Genomic DNA, 16,602 nt, shown 5'->3' on the forward strand with positions numbered 1-16,602 from the left:
GCAATATAGGCCGGACGCAGGGGCCGCGCCAGTGGCAGACGGTTGCAATCGGGTGAATTGGGGAGGGCGCGGCGATGGCGGCTCCCCTCCCCCCTTCGACAAGCTCAGGATGGGGAGGGGTAAGGGGTGGGGGTGGACGCGCTCGGGTGCCGTCGTTGGTGATTGTCTTTTCTCGCCACTACGGATGCGCCGGTGCGCGTCGCCACGACCCCCACCCCTTACCCCTCCCCATTCTGAGCTTGTCGAAGGGGGGGAGGGGAGTTGCTAGCGCCGCGCCCTCCCTGACGAAGGACGTGCCTATCCGTTGCCGCGCTTCATCCGAAGCCGGGCTATGTCAAAGAACGTGGGAAGCGGGGCGCGTCTTCGGCACCGCAGGAGGCGCTTTGGGGGCGCCTCAAATAAGGCGCGTCCAACGCGCCCCGCCGGAGTCTGTCCCGACAGTCGGCCGATCACTCGGGCTTCCCGTTCTTCCCGGCTGCACCCAATTGGGGGCTTTGCCGGGCCGGACGAGAAGCCCTGGCGGCTTCTCCGCAATGCCGGCAACGCTGTCACCCAGCGCTCCCGGCACCGCCGGCCTGTCGCGGGCCCTCAGGCCTCCGGGTACCGAGCCCGAAGGGAGAGGTCTCCGCCGCTCTCCCTGATCCCCGGTCCGGACCCGGTTCCCGTAAGAGCGATGGGGACCATGATAAGGGGGCGGCGGGGAGCGTGAATAAAATTGGCGGGAAAAAAATCAAAAAAGTTGGTCGGAGTGAACGGAAACAATGGGTTGTCGGGAAAGAAAAAATCTTTGTCGCCACATTTTATCCCCGCGCAGGCAAGGCACCGCCGGCTGAGGTGAAGGGCGCCCGCCGCCTTTCCAACGCGCGTCATCCCTACCCGCGCGTCATCCCACCCGCGCGCGTCATCCCGGAAAGCCGAAGGCTTGTCCGGGACCCATTCCGTGACTCGTCCACCTTCCGGAATGGGTCCCGGACAGTCTCCGCTTCGCTCCGACTTCCGGGATGACGCGCGCGCGGGTGGAGTCGAGATAACGGAGAGAGGAGTGGCGCCCGGCATCGCGGCAGGTGGTGCCCTTGAAGGAAATGACCTTTGTCGGGGGGCCAGGCATAACGGCCGGGCACGATTGGTCCTTGCCATTCCCGTGCGTACCGACAAGATCGCCGCGATAAAATTGGGAAGCACGATGTCGGGAATTGTCATTCGCCGGTTTTCAGCCGAAGACCGTCCGCGCTGGGACGCGCTTTGGCGGGATTACAACGTCTTCTACAAGCGCAGCGTCGAGGATCGCGTGAGCGAGCGCGTGTGGTCACGGCTGCTGGACAATGCCGGCGAGCCGTACGGCTTCGCGGCGGAGATAGGCGGCGTGCTGGTGGGCTTTGCCCACTACTTCTTCGTTTTCTCGACCTCCGACTGGAACCCCCGCTGCTACATGCAGGACTTGTACACAGACCCCGCGGCGCGCGGCCAAGGCATCGGCCGCGCTCTTATCGAGGCCGTCTACGAGGAAGCGGACCGCGAGGGAGCCGCGCAGACCTATTGGCTGACCCAGGAATTCAACCACACCGCCCGCAAGCTCTATGACCGCGTGGCCAGGCTCACGCCCTTCGTCAAGTATCAGCGGTAGTCGGTAGTGTCTCAGTTCGACCTCATCTCGGCCGTTCATGGCAAGGAGTGACGGCCCTGAAAGTAGACCATGCAGGTGGCCGTCGTCATGGATCATATCTGTCGCAGAAGTCGGGTGCAGAACTGTCGTTTTAATCGGGATTTATGCGACTCCTGCTTCATGCATGATCCACTGCCGGAATGCAGCGATCTTGGGAATTGTGATCCTGTCTGGCCGAACAATGACAAAGTATCCCGCCGGCGTCGAAACAGATGCGTCGATTGCGAGCACGATGCTCCCGGCTTCCAAGGCTCGCGCGGCATAGACATCGCGCACGATGGCAAGGCCCTGTCCTGCGATAGCACCTTGGATCAGAAGCGCGTCGTCGGCGTAGCTCGGGCCTTTCGCCGCGCTACGGGTCGGCTTAGCGCCATTCGCCTCAAGCCATGTCGTCCAGTCGGCACGGTCCCGGTCTTGCAGCAACGGATAGCGCAGGCAGTCCCCCGGCGAGCTTAGTGGACCATCTGCCAAAAGCGACGGGCTTCCGACGGCTACAAGTCGGGGCGCAAATAAGCGGACGACATCAAAACCGGGGTAATTTCCGGAGCCATGCCGGATCGCCATATCCGCCGGACCATTCGTCAGATCCGCGAGCTGCACCGAAGTTTCAATTTCAACCTCGATCTGCGGATGCAGCACGGTGAAACGGCCAAGGCGTGGGGTCAACCAGCAGGCGGCAAATGACGGCACGGTGCTGACGACAAGGGTTTGCGGCCCCGGTCGGCGATCCTCAAGAAGCTGCACGGCCGCGTCGATCTGCTCGAAGTTGGTTGCGATCTTGCCAAAGAGGCGCAGGCCAGGGGCCGACAGTCTCACCTCCCGATTGCCACGCTCAAGAAGCTGGACGCCGAAACGCGATTCCAGCGCCTTCACCTGCTGGCTCACGGCCCCCGGTGTCACGTTCAGCTCGCGCGCGGCGCGTTTGATGCTGCCTTGCCGGCCAACCTCGACGAAGGTGCGTAGCGCGCTGAATGAAACAGGTGAAGTCATGCTCCTGAGTTTAGCTTAACTAAATCATTCAGCAAGAGATATGGTTTGTGCGGATGACGACGAAATGTATGTCTGCCGACATGCAAACAAACTCACACGCACGATCCGAGCATCTGTCGGCCGCCCTTGTTCGTCTCCTGGCGATAGGAGCCGGAGCGGCCGTCGCCAACAGCTACTACAATCAGGCGTTCCTCGGCCATCTCACGGCGGATTTCGGATTGGCGGCCGGAGCCGCCGCCATCATTCCCGTTCTAACACAAACCGGAAATGCGGCTGGTGTGCTGTTCCTCGCCCCGCTCGGGGACCGGCTGGAACGAAAGTCTCTGATCCTCATGACAATCGCCGCATTGGTGGTGGCGTTGATCGGCGCGGCGCTCTCGCCGGGCTTCATCTGGCTTGCCATCGCAAGCCTCGCGGTCGGCTTGTTTGCCACGGTCGCACAGCAGATCGTCCCACTTGCGGTGCATCTGGCACTGCCAGAGGAACGCGGCCGCATTCTCGGAAAGGTGACGGGGGGCATCCTGATCGGCATTCTATTGGCGCGAACCGCCAGCGGCACGATCTCGGACTACATGGGCTGGCCCTTCGTATTCTGGTTCGCGGCCAGTTTGATGACGTTGATCGGACTGGCGCTTGCGCTCTGGCTGCCGCGCGTCCAGCCCACCACGGATTTGAGTTATCCGCGCCTCATCGGTTCCTTATGGACACTGGTGCGGACGCACCGCGTCCTCCGGCGAGCAGTCGCCGTGCAGTTCCTGATCTTCGCGGCCTTCATAGGATTCTGGTCGAACCTAGCCTTGCTGTTGATCGAGCCGCCCTATCAACTCGGCGGGACGGCGGTTGGCCTTCTGGCGCTCGTCGGTGTCGCCGGCGCTCTCGCGGCTCCTATTGCAGGCGGTTTTGCTGACCGGCGTGGGCCGGCCATGGTTGTCTCGATCGGCGCGGGCCTCATGGTGATCGCTTTCGCCATCTTCGGTTTCTGGCAAGGCTCCCTGGTTGGCCTCGTCATCGGTATTCTGGTCATGGACCTCGCTGTGCAATCCTCGCAGGTCGCCAACCAGGCACGCGTCTATACCCTCGATCCGACAGCGCGCAGCCGGCTCAACACCGTGTTCATGGCGACCATGTTGTTCGGGGGTGCGGTTGGCGCTGGCGCTGGCGGTGCAGCCTATGCGGCGTGGGGCTGGACCGGAACATGCGCTTTCGGCGCGATCTCGGCCAGCTTGGCGCTGCTATTGTCGCGGAAATCCTAAATTTTGTGACCAGATCGCGACACTGAAACGTCAGGAAAAATTCCGTCGCAAAATTCGGACGCAAAACTCGACATTCCGCCAATGACTTTCGCGACAGCCAAGATCATCGTCCTGTGTCAGCTTTCTTGAAAATCCTGAACAAACCGGGCCGTCTCCTTCCCACCCACAGCCGAAATTCAAACTGAGACACGACCCGGCAGCCTCGGCGGCACCGCCGGGTTGGGCCTACGCCACACCCCGCCGGCCGACCTGGCGCCGTCCGGCGGGCTTTTGCGCCTCTGCTTCATCCCCCGCCGTCACGCGCTCTTCCGCCCCGCAGCCGAAGACGAGGTCGAGGAAGCCGACCAGCCATTGCTTCAGGTGCGTGTCCCAGATGAGGCGTCCGCCCAGATGGTCGCGCCCCGGCTGGGCGCCGGGCAGCACGAAGCGGTGCACGCCGTGCACCACCCAGCGCTGCATCATCACCCGCGTCAGCTCGGCGTGGAACTGGATGCCCCAGGCGTTGCGGCCGTAGCGGAAGGCCTGGTTGGGATAGTGGTCGGCGGTGGCCAAAAGGGAGGCGCCGGAGGGCAGCGAGAAGCCCTCGCGGTGGAACTGGTAGACCATCTCCGGCCAGTGCGTGAGCCGCCGTCCCTCCTCGGTGGCTTTGAGCGGATACCAGCCGATCTCCACCAGTCCGTCGTCGTGGCTCTTCACCTGCCCGCCCAGGTGGTTGACCAGCATCTGCGCTCCGAGGCAGATGCCGAGAAAGGGCTTCTCCTCCTTGAGCGGCACGGAAAGCCATTCCGTCTCGCGCCGCACGAAGTCGTCATGGTCGTTGGCGCTCATCGGCCCGCCGAAGATGACGGCGCCCTCGTGCTCGGCAAGGGTTTCGGGCAAGGGGTCGCCCAGGGGCGGGCGGCGGATATCGAGCGTGAAGCCGTTGCGCTGCAGAAGCTGGCCGACCCGGCCAGGGCTCGACATCTCCTGATGCAGCACGATCAGGATCTTCTTATCGGTCCCCCTGGCCATCTTCGCGGCTACTCGTCCCCTTCCCCATCTTCCGTCTTCTTCACGCGCTGGCGCATGATCACGCGTGTACGCGTATCGACGCCGATCAACTCGGCCACGCGCCACACCAGATTGTCCTCCAGCTCGTGCAGCTCGCCGTCGGCGAAGACGATCTCCCACATCAGCCGGATGAACTCGGCGCGCGCGTCCTCGTCGAGATGCCGTTTCAGAACGCTGGTGAAAGTGTAGAGATCGACCGCATCGGCCTCGGCCTCCTCACCGGCCTTCATCAGCGCCTTGAGCTCCGCGCCGTGCAGGTCATACGCCTGCGACAGCGTCTTCTTCAACCGCGCCTGCTCGTCCTTGCTGCGCTCGCCGTCGGCCGCCATCACGTGGATGAGCAGGGCGGCAGCGGCCACGCGCGGGTCGTCCGCGTCGAGGTGCCGTGAGGTATCGCCGCCTGCCGGCAGGTCTTTCAGAAAGAAGAGGATACGGTCGAACATCGAATTCCTATGGAATCATAGTGGATATGTTGCGGACAGGCGACAAGCCGCACAAGCGCGTTTTTTGCGCTTGCCACGACTGATAAAGAAAAAATGATCGCCAAGGTTCCCCAACCGTCCCGACCTGTCCATCAGAACAGCCGGAAACGGGAAGACCCGTTTGGCTTCGCCTCGTCCGGTTCGACACCGGGATCATCGGGGATCGGCGGTCGTTCCTCGGCAGGCTCGTCCGGCACCCCCGGTCTTTCGCCGCCCTCGCCGCTTCCGTCGGCGGGCGGGACCGCTTTCTCCGGCATACGCCGTGCGTCATCCGGCTCCGCCGGCGCCTCCCCCTCGGCCGGCGGCCGGGGGAAAGGCTCGGCGTCGACCGTCACGACAGCCTCGGCCTCGGCAGGCTCTTCGGCAGGCCGCTCAGCGGCCACCGCCGGCAGCGCCGCGAGCGCCTCTTCGCCTTCCACCACCTGGCCCAGCCGCTCCACCGGCACACGCCACTCGAAGGCGTCCAATTGCCCGGTCACCGGCGAGGCGGGTGCCCAGCGCTCCGAGACGACGCCGTCGGCCACCCAGGCCGGATCGCGCGGGGCGCGCACGGCCTTGGCGAGCCAATGGCGCACCCGGCCCTGGTCGCCGGTCTCCGCCTCCTCGATATCGGCCAGAAGCAGGAAGGCGCCCTCGCGCGGGGCGATCCGCACGGCTGCCTCCGCCGCGGCACGCGCCTCCTTGAACTCGCCTGCGTCGAGCGCGGCACGCGCCACCACCAGTTCCGATTCGACATGGTTCGGCTTCAGCCGCGACAACCGCTTCGCCCGCGCCAGCCGGTCATGGGTGGAATCGCCCGACCGCGCATGCACGTAAAGGTCCGCCACCTCGGGATGCGGCTCTTGTTTCCACACCGCTTCCAGCACCTTCGAGCCGCGGCGCAGGTCGTTTTCCCGGAACAGCGCGCGCGCCGCCGTCACCGCCGCCGGCACGAAATCCGGCTGCAGGCGGTTGGCCTCCAGCGCCGCCGCGCGCGCCGCGGTGGGGTCGGTGCTGAGCTGCTCCATCGCCTGCGCGGTGAGAAGGACGGCGCGTCGCCGCGCCTGCTTTTCGCGGTCTGCCTTGTGCGTCGCCTTCTGCGCCTCGACGAGCGCCAGCGCGCCCGGCCAGTCGCCCTCCTCGGTCTTGGCTTCGAGCGTGGCGTTCACCGCCCAGCCGAGCTGCGGCGCCTGGGTGGCCGCCCGGGCGGCATAGTGGCGGGCCGCCTCGCGCTCGCCCAGCCGCTCTGCCTCCAGATAGAGCCCGCGCAGCCCCAGAAGCCGCGTCTCCGGGTCGTCCGCCATGGCGGCGAATTTCTTTCGCGCCGCCTCGTGGTCGCCTTCGAGCAGGGCCGCTTGCGCGTCGAGCAGGTGAATGAGCGGTTCCTGGTCCGACGAGATCAGCTTCGCCGCCTGCTTGCCCATGCGCTGGGCAAGCCCGCCGTCGCCGGCGCCGGCGGCGATCATGCCGGTGGAAAGCGCCTGATAGCCCCGGTCGCGGCGCCGCACGCGGAAGTAGCGCGCCACCGCGTAGGGGCTGTTCCAGATGCTGCGGATCAGCCACCACACGATCATCACCACGGCAACGACCGCCACCACCAGCACCGCCGCCACCATCAGCGTCACCTCGTAGCGGTATCCGCCGAAGGTGATCACCAGGTCGCCCGGCCGCTCGGCCAGCCAGGCAAAGCCGAGGCCGAGCAGGAAGACGACGACGAGAAAGAAAAGAATGCGAAACATGAGCGCCCTTCCTCAAGCCGGCTTCAGCGCATCGGAAAGCGCCTGTTCGAGGATCCGGTCCGCCGCCTGTCTGGCGCGCAGCCTCTCGGCGAAGCCGCTTGCGGCCCCCTGCGCCTCGGGCGGCAGGGTTTCGTATTCGGCGAGCGCTTCGGCGTAGTCCCCCTTGAGCACGGCCGCTTCCATGCGCGCGGCGATGGCCTCCGGCGCCTCGCCCTCGACCTCGCCCACGGGGCGCACCGTGACGGCAGAGCGCGCGCTCGCCATCAGCCGGTCGAAGAAACCCGCCTCCGCGGGCGGGGCGGACGCCACGGCGGCGATGCGCGAAGCCACCGTCGGCGCCTCCTCGGCGAGTTCGGCGCGGGTGGGAATGCCCGTGTCGGCATATTGCCGCAACGGCTCGAGCTCGGGCGCATTGGGCGCAAGGGCGGAATAGGTCTCCAGTTCGCCGGCGAAGGGCTCGCCTCGCTCCACCGCCGAGCGCAACGCCGATGCCGCGACGACCAGCGCCAGCCGCGGCCCCTCGTCCTGGCTCGCCACCCGTTCGGAAAGCGCTTGCAGATCGCCGATAAGCGTATCGAGCCGCCCCGCGTTGGCGGAGGCCGCCTCCTGTGCGGCGGAGACCGTTTCGCGGACGTCCTCCACGGCCGATTGAAGAGCCGCCAGACGTTCGGCCGATGCATTGCCGGCCCCCGGCTGCCCGGTCGTTTCGGAAAGGCTTGCCAACTGGCTTTCCAGGCCGGAGAGGCGCGTATCGAGCGCTTCGAGGCCGGCGGTCTCGCCCGCCCCACCCGAGGAGACGCTTTCCTGCAGCGAAGACACCGTCTCGCGAAGCTCGGCGATCTGCCGACGCGGCTCGGCCAGCGCCTGCTCCACCGTATCGTCGGAAACACCAGCCGAAGCCGCCTCACGCAGCCGCGAGATCTCGCCGCGCATCGCCTCGACGTCCTGTTGGAGGCCGTCCACGGCCGGGTCCTGGACATCGTCGGGGGCGCCCGGTACGGGCAGCACGTTCGCCCATTGCAGACCGCCCGCCAGAACCAGCGCGATGACGCCGCCGGCAACACCCGCCGCCAGCGCATGGCCGGCCCCGCCGCCCGAGCGCTGCCCGGTGGGCGGGGGTTCCGAAACGGGTTCGTCCCGTGCGCCTGCGTCGGCCGTATCGGCGGCACCCGCTTCGTCCATCGGGGCTTCGTCCGTGGCGCCGGTGACCTCGCTCTCGTGGTCGTCCGGGGCCTGTGTTTCTTCTTTCCCGGCCGCGTCCGGCGTCTCCGCTGCGGCCGCCTCCTCAGCCTTGGCCGCCTCGGCTTCTTCCGATTCGCGCTTCACTTCGTCGGCTTCGAGATCGATCGTCACCGGCTCCCGTTTGGTTCTGGAGTGGCGCGTCCTCGGTGTCTTGGCCATCAGGCAGCTCCGCTGGCAGTTCCAGTTCTTGTCCGCTTGTGCGGCGCAGCACCTTCCCTAGCACAGGGAAAGGGCAAGAGAAGAGGCCGACGTTACATTCCTGCCTCGATGAGGGAAAACATCGCCTCCTCGGTCGGTTCCGCGGCAATGGATACCCGGCGCCGCGAGGCCTCGGGCAGACGCTCGGCGACGCGCGCGGAAATGGCAATAAAGACAGCGCCTTCGAACAATCCGGCCGTGGTGTGCTCGACGAGCCGCCCAAACATCTCCGCCGCCGCGGCGGAGTAGAAAAGCACCGCATCGACGGGGGCGCTGCCAAACGCCGCATCGATCTCCCTCGGCGACGGTGAGAGCGGCAGCGTGTCGTAGGTCTCGATAATCTCGACCGCAAATCCGGCTTCAGAAAGCCCTTGCTCCAGCGTCCCGCGGCGCACCCGTCCGGCGAGGACGAGCACGCGGCCGCCGGGCTCCACGCCCTTGGCGATGCGCTGCACGAGCTTTTCCGCATCCCCGGCGCCGGCGTCAGCGACCGTGAGCCCCGCTTCCCGCGCCGCCGCCCCGGTCCTCTCGCCAACCGCATAGGCCGGCAGATGCGCGATCTTCCGCAGAAGATCGGCCGGTGCGTGGCGTATGGCATTGGCGCTGGAAATCGCCACCGCGCTCGATTGCCCGGCCGCCGGCGGCGCGCTTGGCCTTAAGGGTTCTATCTTCGTCAGCGGCAGGACGACCGGCTCGAAGCCCAACGCCTTCAGCCGGGCCGCCGTGCGCGAGGCGCCGGGCTCAGGCCGTGTGACGAGGACGCGCCGCATCCCTCATTCCCAGCCCTGGAAAAAGTGGCTTCCCGCCCTCTCGCGGATGCGCGCGCCCGCCTCGGCGCCGATCTTCGCCGCATCCGCCGCCTCGCCCTCGCCGGCGATCTCGTGCGCCTCGCGCCCATCCGGCGTCAGGATCATGCCGGTGAAGCCGACCCTGCCGCCCTTAACCTTTGCCAGCCCGGCGATCGGCGTGCGGCAGGAGCCGTCGAGCGTGGCGAGGAAGGCCCGCTCGCAGATAAGGGCGAACCCCGTCGCCTCGTGGTGGATCGCCTTCGCCAGCGGCAGGATACGCCCGTCGCCGATGCGGCTCTCGATGCAGATCGCCCCCTGCCCCAGCGCCGGTGGAAAGGTGGCGGGATCCATGACGGTGCTCGCCACATGCTCCAGCTTCAGCCGCTTCAGCCCGGCGAGCGCCAGGAGCGTGCCCTCGGCAACGCCCTCTTCGAGCTTCCTGAGCCGCGTCTGCACGTTGCCGCGGAAGATGCCGACGTCGAGGTCCGGCCTCAGCCTCAGCGCCAGCGCCTGGCGGCGCAGCGACGAGGTGCCGAGCTTGGCTCCCCGCGGCAGATCCTCGAGCCGCTTCACCCGCCGGCCGATGAAGACGTCGCGCACGTCCTCGCGCTCCAGGAAGGCGGAAATCTCCAGCCCCTCCGGCAAGACGGTCGGCATGTCCTTGGAGGAATGCACGGCGAGATCGATGCGCCCGTCGATCAGCGCCTCCTCGATCTCCTTGGTGAAAAGGCCCTTGCCGCCGGCCTCGGACAAGGGCCGATCCTGGATGCGGTCGCCCGAGGTGCGGATGACGATGATCTCGAACGCGCCCTCCGGCAGCCCGTGCGCCGCCATCAACCGCGCCCGCGTTTCCGCCGCCTGGGCCAGCGCCAGGGCGCTGCCGCGCGTTCCAATCCTCACCACATCCGTTTGCATGCCGTCATGTCCGTGCTAACCGCATCTCGTGAACGCGGGATACTTCCCCTACCTATCGGGGATCGCCCGCATCGGCAACAAAGGCAGGCTGGACCGAATGACGCGCGTTCTGGGCATCGAGACGAGTTGCGACGAGACCGCCGCCGCCGTCGTCGCGCGTTCGGACGACGGCCGGCCTTCGATCCTGTCCAACATCGTGCTGAGCCAGATCGAGGCGCACGCGGCCTTCGGCGGCGTGGTGCCGGAGATTGCCGCCCGCGCCCATGTCGAGGCGCTCGACGGCGTCATAGACGCCGCCCTTGCCGAGGCCGGCCTTGCGCTCGACGACATAGACGCCGTTGCAGCCACCGCCGGCCCCGGCTTGATCGGTGGGCTGATCGTCGGCCTCACCACGGCCAAGGCCATCGCCGCGGCCACGGGGAAACCGCTCTTGCCCATCAACCACCTGGAAGGCCACGCCCTGACCGCGCGCCTGACCGACGGGCTCGATTTTCCCTACCTCTTGCTGCTCGTCTCCGGCGGCCATACGCAGATCGTCCATGTGGCCGGTCTCGGCCGCTACGAGCGCTGGGCGAGCACCATCGACGACGCGCTGGGCGAGGCGTTCGACAAGACGGCCAAGCTCCTGAGCCTACCTTATCCCGGCGGCCCCAATGTCGAGAAGGCCGCGCTGGGGGGCAATCCCAAACGCTTCGCCTTCCCAAGGCCGCTCAAGGGCGAGGCGCGGCCCGATTTCTCCTTCTCCGGCCTCAAGACCGCCGTGCGCCGCGCCGCAACGGAACGCGCGCCCTTGTCCGAGGCCGACATCGCCGATATCTGCGCCTCCTTCCAGCTCGCCGTCACGGAGACCCTCGCCGACCGGGTAGCGCTGAGCCTCAAGCGCTTCCGCAAAGCGCACCCGAAGCCGCAGCGGCCCGCGCTGGTGGTGGCCGGCGGTGTGGCCGCCAACGCGGCCATCCGCAAGGCGCTGGAAACCCTGTGCGAGCGCGAAGGGTTTCGCCTCGTGGCGCCGCCGCTGAACCTGTGCGGCGACAACGCCGCGATGATCGCCTGGGCCGGGCTGGAGCGGCTGGAAGCGGGGCTGCCGGAAGAAGGCGCCCTCGCCTTCGCCCCCCGCCCGCGCTGGCCGCTCGACACCGCATCGCAGCCGCTTTTCGGCGCCGGCAAGCGAGGAGCCAAGGCATGAGCGAGACCTGGAACATCGCCGTTCTCGGCGCCGGCGCCTGGGGCACGGCCCTCGCCCTCACCGCGCGCCGCGCCGGCCACAAGGCAACGCTGTGGGCACGCGACACCGAGGTTGCCCACGAGATCAACCACACGCATACGAACAGCCGCTACCTGCCGGGCGTGAAGCTCGACCCAAAGCTCGCCGCCTTGAGCGACGTTACCGCCGTCCTCGACGGCGCGCACTGCGTGCTAGCGGCCACGCCGGCGCAGACCTTGCGCGCCGTGCTCGGCGCCACCCGCGATACGCTTGCGCCGGACGTGCCCGTGGTGCTGTGCGCCAAGGGCATCGAGCGCGAGACCGGGCGGCTGATGTCCGAGGTTGCCCGCGAGGTGCTGCCGCAGAACCCGCTCGCCGCGCTCTCCGGCCCCAGCTTCGCCGCCGACGTTGCAGCTGGCCTGCCGACGGCCGTGACCGTCGCCGCCCATGACGGCGCGCTGGCGGCCGAACTCGCCGCTCGCCTCTCCGCGCCCAACCTGCGCTGCTATTCCAGCGCCGATCTTACCGGCGTGGAGATCGGCGGGGCGCTGAAGAACGTGCTCGCCATCGCCGCCGGCGCAACCAGCGGCGCCGGCCTCGGCGCCAGCGCCGTTGCCGCGATCGTCACCCGCGGCTTCGTGGAACTGAGGCGCATCGGCGCCGCCTTCGGTGCCGAGCCCGAGACGCTGATGGGCCTGTCGGGCCTCGGCGACCTGATCCTCACCTGCGGCTCCGCCCAATCGCGCAATTTCGCCTACGGCCTGGCGCTCGGCCGGGGTGAAAGCGTTGCGGGCTTGCCGCTTGCCGAGGGCGTCTTCACCGCCGGCATCGCTGCCAAGATTGTACGCGAGCGTGGGCTGGAGGCGCCCATCGTCGGGAGCGTGACGGAGATCCTCGAAGGCCGGCTCACGGTGGAAGCTGCCATGCAGGCGCTGCTTGCACGGCCGTTGAAGAGAGAAGTGTGAGTAGTGATTAGTGAGTAGTGAGTAGTGAGTAGTGAGTAGAAAATAGTTGTGAATATTAATTACTAAATAGATATGGCATATGCCAAAAACTATTAACTACTCACTATTCACTACTCGCTACTCACTAACCGAAAGGAACCGCCCAATGATCTACGTCATCCTGTGCCGGGACAAGCCCGGCCATCTCAATGTCCGCATGGACACGCGCCCCGAGCATGTCGCCTATCTGGACAAGCTTAATGCCGAGGGCACGCTGAAGTTCGCCGGTCCCTTTCTGGACGGCGAGGGAAAGCCCTGCGGCAGCATGGTCGCCATCGAGGCGGAGGACGGCGCCGCGGCCGAGACGATCGCCAGGGCCGACCCCTATGCTCTTGCCGGCCTCTTCGAATCCGTTGAAATACGCCCCTGGAACTGGGTCTTCAACAAACCGGAGGACGCGTGATGGCCTATTGGCTGTTCAAATCCGAACCCGACACCTGGTCGTGGGAGATGCAGAAGAAGAAGGGCGAGGAGGGCCAGGAGTGGGACGGGGTGCGCAACTTCCAGGCGCGCAGCAACATGCGGGCCATGAAGGTCGGCGACCTCGGCTTCTTCTATCACTCGGGCAAGGAGAAGGCCGTCGTCGGCATCGCCGAGGTGATCGCACCGGCCCATCCCGACTCCACCGCCGACGACCCCGCCTGGGAGTGCGTGGACATCCGCGCCGTCCGCGACGTGCCGAAGCCCGTCACCCTTGCCGACGTCAAGGCCAATCCGAAGCTCAAGGACATGGTTCTGGTCAACAATTCGCGCCTTTCCGTGCAGCCCGTGAGCGCGGCGGAATGGCAGGAAGTCTGCCGCATGGGCGGCCTCGAAAAGGCGCCGTGACCCGAAAGCTGACACGTGAAGGCGCGGAAGCCTTCATCCGCGCCAACACCACGCTCCGCGCCCCGCCCCATGTGCCGGAAATCCGCCTCCACCTTGCCGACGAGGCGCACGATCTTTGGCAGCGCACGGAGGAGGAGCTTGAGGCGATCGGCCTGCCGCCGCCCTTCTGGGCCTTCGCCTGGGCCGGCGGCCAGGGGCTCGCCCGCTATCTGCTCGACCACCCCGAGACGGTGCGGGGCCGCACCGTGTTCGACTTCGCCACCGGCTCCGGCCTCGTCGCCATCGCCGCCTGCAGGGCAGGCGCGGCGCAGGTGACGGCCGCCGACACCGACCCCTTCTCCGCAATCGCCTGCCATCTCAACATGGCGGCGAACGGCGTTGCCTTCGATCTGACCGCCGACGAGCTCATCGGCAGCGACCCGGGATGCGAGGTGCTCACTGCCGGAGACGTCTTCTACGACCGCACCCTTGCCGAAGTGCTCGCCCCCTGGTTCACACATCTTACCGCGGGCGGCACCACCGTCCTCGTTGGCGATCCGGGCCGCGCCTACCTGCCGAAGGCGCGCATGCAGCCCCTCGCCAGCTACTCCGTTCCGGTCACCCGCGCCCTGGAGGATGCGGAAGTCAAGCGCACCACGGTCTGGCGCTTCACTTGACGCTATAAGCGCGCGGGCGTTCAATCCCGCCGTGCATAAAATACGCGGAGGGGTCCTATGGACTTCGGCGGAATGAACTATCTGGCGATCCTCGCGGCGGCCGTCGCCGCCTTCGCCTTCGGCGCGGTCTATTATATGGCGCTCGGCAAGCCCTGGATGAAAGCCGCGCGGCTGAAGCCGGAAGAGATGAAGATGAGTCCGGGGCCCTTCATCACCTCCTTCGCCGCCGAGCTGATCATGGCCTGGGTTCTGGCCGGTGTCATCGGCCATCTGGGCACGGGCCAGGTGACCCTCTGGAACGGTGTGATCTCCGGCGCCTTCATCTGGCTCGGCTTCATGGCGACGATCATCGCCGTCAACCACCGCTACCAGGGCTTCGGCTGGGACCTCACCCTTATCGATGCGGGCCATTGGCTCGGCGTGGCGCTGCTGATGGGGGGCATCATCGGCTGGTTCGGGGTTTAGCTCTCCACGCGGAAAAGCAGGGCGTAGGCATCAACACTGATGTTCTAGACATCAGCATTCATCTATCGTATATGACACGTCGTCAGACGGAGCGTCCATGATCACGGCAGCACAGATGCGCGCCGCGCGTGCCCTTTTGGGCATCGACCAGAAGCGGCTTGCCGAGCTTTCCGGCGTCTCGCTCCCCACCATCCAGAGGATGGAGGCGAGCGAGGGCAATGTGCGCGGCGTGGTCGATACGCTTTCCAAGGTCGTCGAGGCGCTCGATGCCGCCGGCATCGAGCTGATCGGCGAAAACGCACCAAGCACCGGCAGCGGGCGCGGCGTGCGCTTCAAGGAAGCCGCGGTGAAGGGCAAGGCCGGCTGACGAGGAACGTGCAACGGCGACCGCCGGGCAGGCGCCACGATCCGCTGCCCACATGGCCCGCTGCCTATATGGGATAAACAGGGATGCTTGCCCGTACGCGTGAACCCGGCTTCATCGAACTCTTCACGCCAAAGCTCGTCACCGTCTTCCGCGAAGGCTACGGCCTTGCGGCATTCAAGGCCGATGTGCTGGCCGGCCTCACCGTTGCCATCATCGCCCTGCCGCTTTCCATGGCGATCGCCATCGCCTCGGGCGTCTCGCCGGAGCGCGGGCTCTATACGGCCATCGTCGGCGGCTTCTTCGTCTCTGCGCTTGGCGGCAGCCGTTTTCAGATCGGCGGTCCGGCCGGCGCCTTCATCGTCCTCGTGCTCGCCACCGTGCAGGTGCACGGCGTGGATGGGCTGATCCTCGCCACCTTCCTGTCCGGCCTCATCCTTTTCGCCATCGGTTTCCTGAGGCTCGGCACCTTTATCAAATACGTGCCCTATCCGGTTACCGTCGGCTTCACCTCCGGCATCGCCGTCATCATCCTTGCCAGCCAGATCAAGGACTTCCTGGGCCTTTCGCTCATTGGCCCGGAGCCGGGGCCGTTCGTTCCCAAGCTTCAGGCGCTCGGTGCCGCACTGCCGACCGTCAGCGTCTCCGCCGTGGCGCTCTCCGTGCTTGCCGTCCTCACCATCCTTGTCCTGCGCCGCTACCGGCCTCACTGGCCGGGCTTTCTGATCGCGGTCGCGCTCGCCACCCTTGCCGCCTGGCTGCTCGACCTGCCGGTGGAGACCATCGGTACGCGCTTCGGCGGCATCCCGCAGACGCTGCCCCTGCCGCACCTGCCGGAGCTGACGGTGGAGAAGATCACCTCCGTCCTGCCGGCCGCCCTCTCCTTCGCGCTTCTGGGCGGCATCGAAAGCCTGCTTTCGGCCGTCGTTGCCGATTCCATGAGCGGGCGCCGCCATCGCTCCAACTGCGAATTAGTCGCCCAAGGCACCGCCAATGTCGCCGCCGCCCTCTTCGGCGGGTTCTGCGTCACCGGCACCATCGCCCGCACGGCGGCCAATATCCGCGCCGGCGCGCGCGGGCCCGTTTCCGGCATGCTGCACTCGGCTTTCCTGCTCGTCTTCATGCTTGCGGCAGCACCGCTGGCGAGCTTCATCCCGCTTGCAGCGCTCGCCGCGATCCTCGTGATCGTCGCCTGGAACATGGCGGAGAAGCACCAGTTCGCCGCTCTCCTGCGCGGCGCGCGCGGCGACGCCGTCGTGCTGATGGTGACCTTCCTGCTCGTCGTCTTCCGCGACCTCACCGAGGGCATTCTCGTCGGCTTCGGCCTGGGGGCGCTGCTCTTCCTGCACCGCATGTCGCAGGCGGTCGAGGTCGACCGCGCGAACGCCATCACGCAGGCGGATCGCGCCGACAACGGCGAGGTGCCCTATGCGGCGGAGATCGCCACCGACGACGACATCGTCGTCTACCGCATCTCGGGCGCCTTCTTCTTCGGCGCCGCCGCAAGCGTCGCCGCAGCTCTCGACCGCATCGGCGGCCAACCCCAGGCCTATGTCATCGACATCGCCGCCGTCAGCGTTCTGGACTCCACGGCCGCCGCGACCATCGAAGGCTTCGCCCGCAAGGCGCGCGGCCAGGGCGCCACCGTCTATCTCGTCGGCGCCAGCCCGGCGATCCGCCACCTCTTGCGCACCCACGGCGTGCGCCCGCCCCATGTGCGGTTCTACAGCAAGCTCGACGGCGCCATCGCCGCCGCGAGGCGGGAGAAGGAAAGCGCTTGAG

17 protein-coding genes are annotated in these 16,602 nt (G+C 67.0%); 10 read left to right on the forward strand and 7 right to left on the reverse strand.

Features of this window, described 5'->3' with window-relative positions:
- Window positions 1-1,183: 1,183 nt before the first annotated feature.
- Complete coding sequence (locus GM910_RS03865; protein ID WP_159586195.1) at window positions 1,184-1,624, forward strand: GNAT family N-acetyltransferase; 441 nt, start codon at window positions 1,184-1,186, stop codon at window positions 1,622-1,624.
- 141 nt (window positions 1,625-1,765) lie between these two features.
- On the opposite strand, the gene GM910_RS03870 is transcribed toward GM910_RS03865, so the two are convergent.
- Window positions 1,766-2,653 (reverse strand): LysR substrate-binding domain-containing protein, encoded by an 888-nt coding sequence (locus tag GM910_RS03870; RefSeq protein WP_159586196.1) that lies wholly within the window; start codon window positions 2,651-2,653, stop codon window positions 1,766-1,768.
- Window positions 2,654-2,733: 80 nt separating this feature from the next.
- Between GM910_RS03870 and GM910_RS03875 the strand changes: the two genes are divergently transcribed.
- Window positions 2,734-3,906: an MFS transporter gene (locus tag GM910_RS03875; RefSeq protein WP_159586197.1), complete on the forward strand. Its 1,173-nt coding sequence runs from the start codon at window positions 2,734-2,736 to the stop codon at window positions 3,904-3,906.
- A 225-nt stretch (window positions 3,907-4,131) separates the two neighbouring features.
- Here the strand turns inward: GM910_RS03875 and GM910_RS03880 are convergent, their stop codons facing one another.
- The 6 genes from GM910_RS03880 to hemC all read right to left on the reverse strand — a co-directional run bounded on the left by GM910_RS03880 (window position 4,132) and on the right by hemC (window position 10,299).
- On the reverse strand, window positions 4,132-4,917 hold the full coding sequence (locus GM910_RS03880; protein ID WP_159586198.1) for a glutamine amidotransferase: 786 nt from the start codon (window positions 4,915-4,917) through the stop codon (window positions 4,132-4,134).
- Window positions 4,918-4,925: 8 nt separating this feature from the next.
- Window positions 4,926-5,399: a tellurite resistance TerB family protein gene (locus GM910_RS03885; protein WP_159586199.1), complete on the reverse strand. Its 474-nt coding sequence runs from the start codon at window positions 5,397-5,399 to the stop codon at window positions 4,926-4,928.
- A 131-nt stretch (window positions 5,400-5,530) separates the two neighbouring features.
- Window positions 5,531-7,156 carry a heme biosynthesis protein HemY gene (locus GM910_RS03890; protein WP_159586200.1) on the reverse strand — a complete coding sequence of 542 codons (1,626 nt, stop codon included), beginning with the start codon at window positions 7,154-7,156 and terminating at the stop codon, window positions 5,531-5,533.
- Between the two features lie 12 nt (window positions 7,157-7,168).
- Window positions 7,169-8,557, reverse strand: coding sequence for a COG4223 family protein (locus tag GM910_RS03895; RefSeq protein WP_159586201.1), 1,389 nt, complete (start codon window positions 8,555-8,557; stop codon window positions 7,169-7,171).
- 92 nt (window positions 8,558-8,649) lie between these two features.
- Complete coding sequence (locus GM910_RS03900; RefSeq protein ID WP_159586202.1) at window positions 8,650-9,366, reverse strand: uroporphyrinogen-III synthase; 717 nt, start codon at window positions 9,364-9,366, stop codon at window positions 8,650-8,652.
- A 3-nt stretch (window positions 9,367-9,369) separates the two neighbouring features.
- Complete coding sequence (gene hemC, locus GM910_RS03905; protein WP_159586203.1) at window positions 9,370-10,299, reverse strand: hydroxymethylbilane synthase; 930 nt, start codon at window positions 10,297-10,299, stop codon at window positions 9,370-9,372.
- 97 nt (window positions 10,300-10,396) lie between these two features.
- Here hemC and tsaD point away from each other — a divergent pair, with 97 nt between their 5' ends.
- The 8 genes from tsaD (at window position 10,397) to GM910_RS03945 (ending at window position 16,601) form a co-directional block, all read left to right on the forward strand.
- Window positions 10,397-11,485 (forward strand): tRNA (adenosine(37)-N6)-threonylcarbamoyltransferase complex transferase subunit TsaD, encoded by a 1,089-nt coding sequence (gene tsaD, locus GM910_RS03910; protein ID WP_159586204.1) that lies wholly within the window; start codon window positions 10,397-10,399, stop codon window positions 11,483-11,485.
- Complete coding sequence (locus GM910_RS03915; protein WP_159586205.1) at window positions 11,482-12,468, forward strand: NAD(P)H-dependent glycerol-3-phosphate dehydrogenase; 987 nt, start codon at window positions 11,482-11,484, stop codon at window positions 12,466-12,468. The genes tsaD and GM910_RS03915 overlap by 4 nt, the downstream gene beginning before the upstream one ends.
- Window positions 12,469-12,613: 145 nt before the next feature.
- Window positions 12,614-12,910 carry a YciI-like protein gene (locus GM910_RS03920; protein ID WP_159586206.1) on the forward strand — a complete coding sequence of 99 codons (297 nt, stop codon included), beginning with the start codon at window positions 12,614-12,616 and terminating at the stop codon, window positions 12,908-12,910.
- Window positions 12,910-13,335, forward strand: coding sequence for an EVE domain-containing protein (locus tag GM910_RS03925; RefSeq protein ID WP_159586207.1), 426 nt, complete (start codon window positions 12,910-12,912; stop codon window positions 13,333-13,335). The genes GM910_RS03920 and GM910_RS03925 overlap by 1 nt, the downstream gene beginning before the upstream one ends.
- Window positions 13,290-13,991 (forward strand): class I SAM-dependent methyltransferase, encoded by a 702-nt coding sequence (locus GM910_RS03930; RefSeq protein ID WP_159586208.1) that lies wholly within the window; start codon window positions 13,290-13,292, stop codon window positions 13,989-13,991. The genes GM910_RS03925 and GM910_RS03930 overlap by 46 nt, the downstream gene beginning before the upstream one ends.
- A 57-nt stretch (window positions 13,992-14,048) precedes the next feature.
- Entirely contained in the window at window positions 14,049-14,456 is a 408-nt protein-coding gene (locus GM910_RS03935; protein WP_159586209.1) for a DUF1761 domain-containing protein, read from the forward strand.
- 97 nt (window positions 14,457-14,553) lie between these two features.
- Entirely contained in the window at window positions 14,554-14,823 is a 270-nt protein-coding gene (locus tag GM910_RS03940) for a helix-turn-helix domain-containing protein (protein ID WP_159586210.1), read from the forward strand.
- Window positions 14,824-14,906: 83 nt separating this feature from the next.
- Window positions 14,907-16,601, forward strand: coding sequence for a SulP family inorganic anion transporter (locus GM910_RS03945; protein WP_159586211.1), 1,695 nt, complete (start codon window positions 14,907-14,909; stop codon window positions 16,599-16,601).
- Window position 16,602 lies beyond the last annotated feature (1 nt).

It is taken from the genome of Chelativorans xinjiangensis, assembly GCF_009812055.1.
Lineage (GTDB): Bacteria > Pseudomonadota > Alphaproteobacteria > Rhizobiales > Rhizobiaceae > Chelativorans > Chelativorans xinjiangense.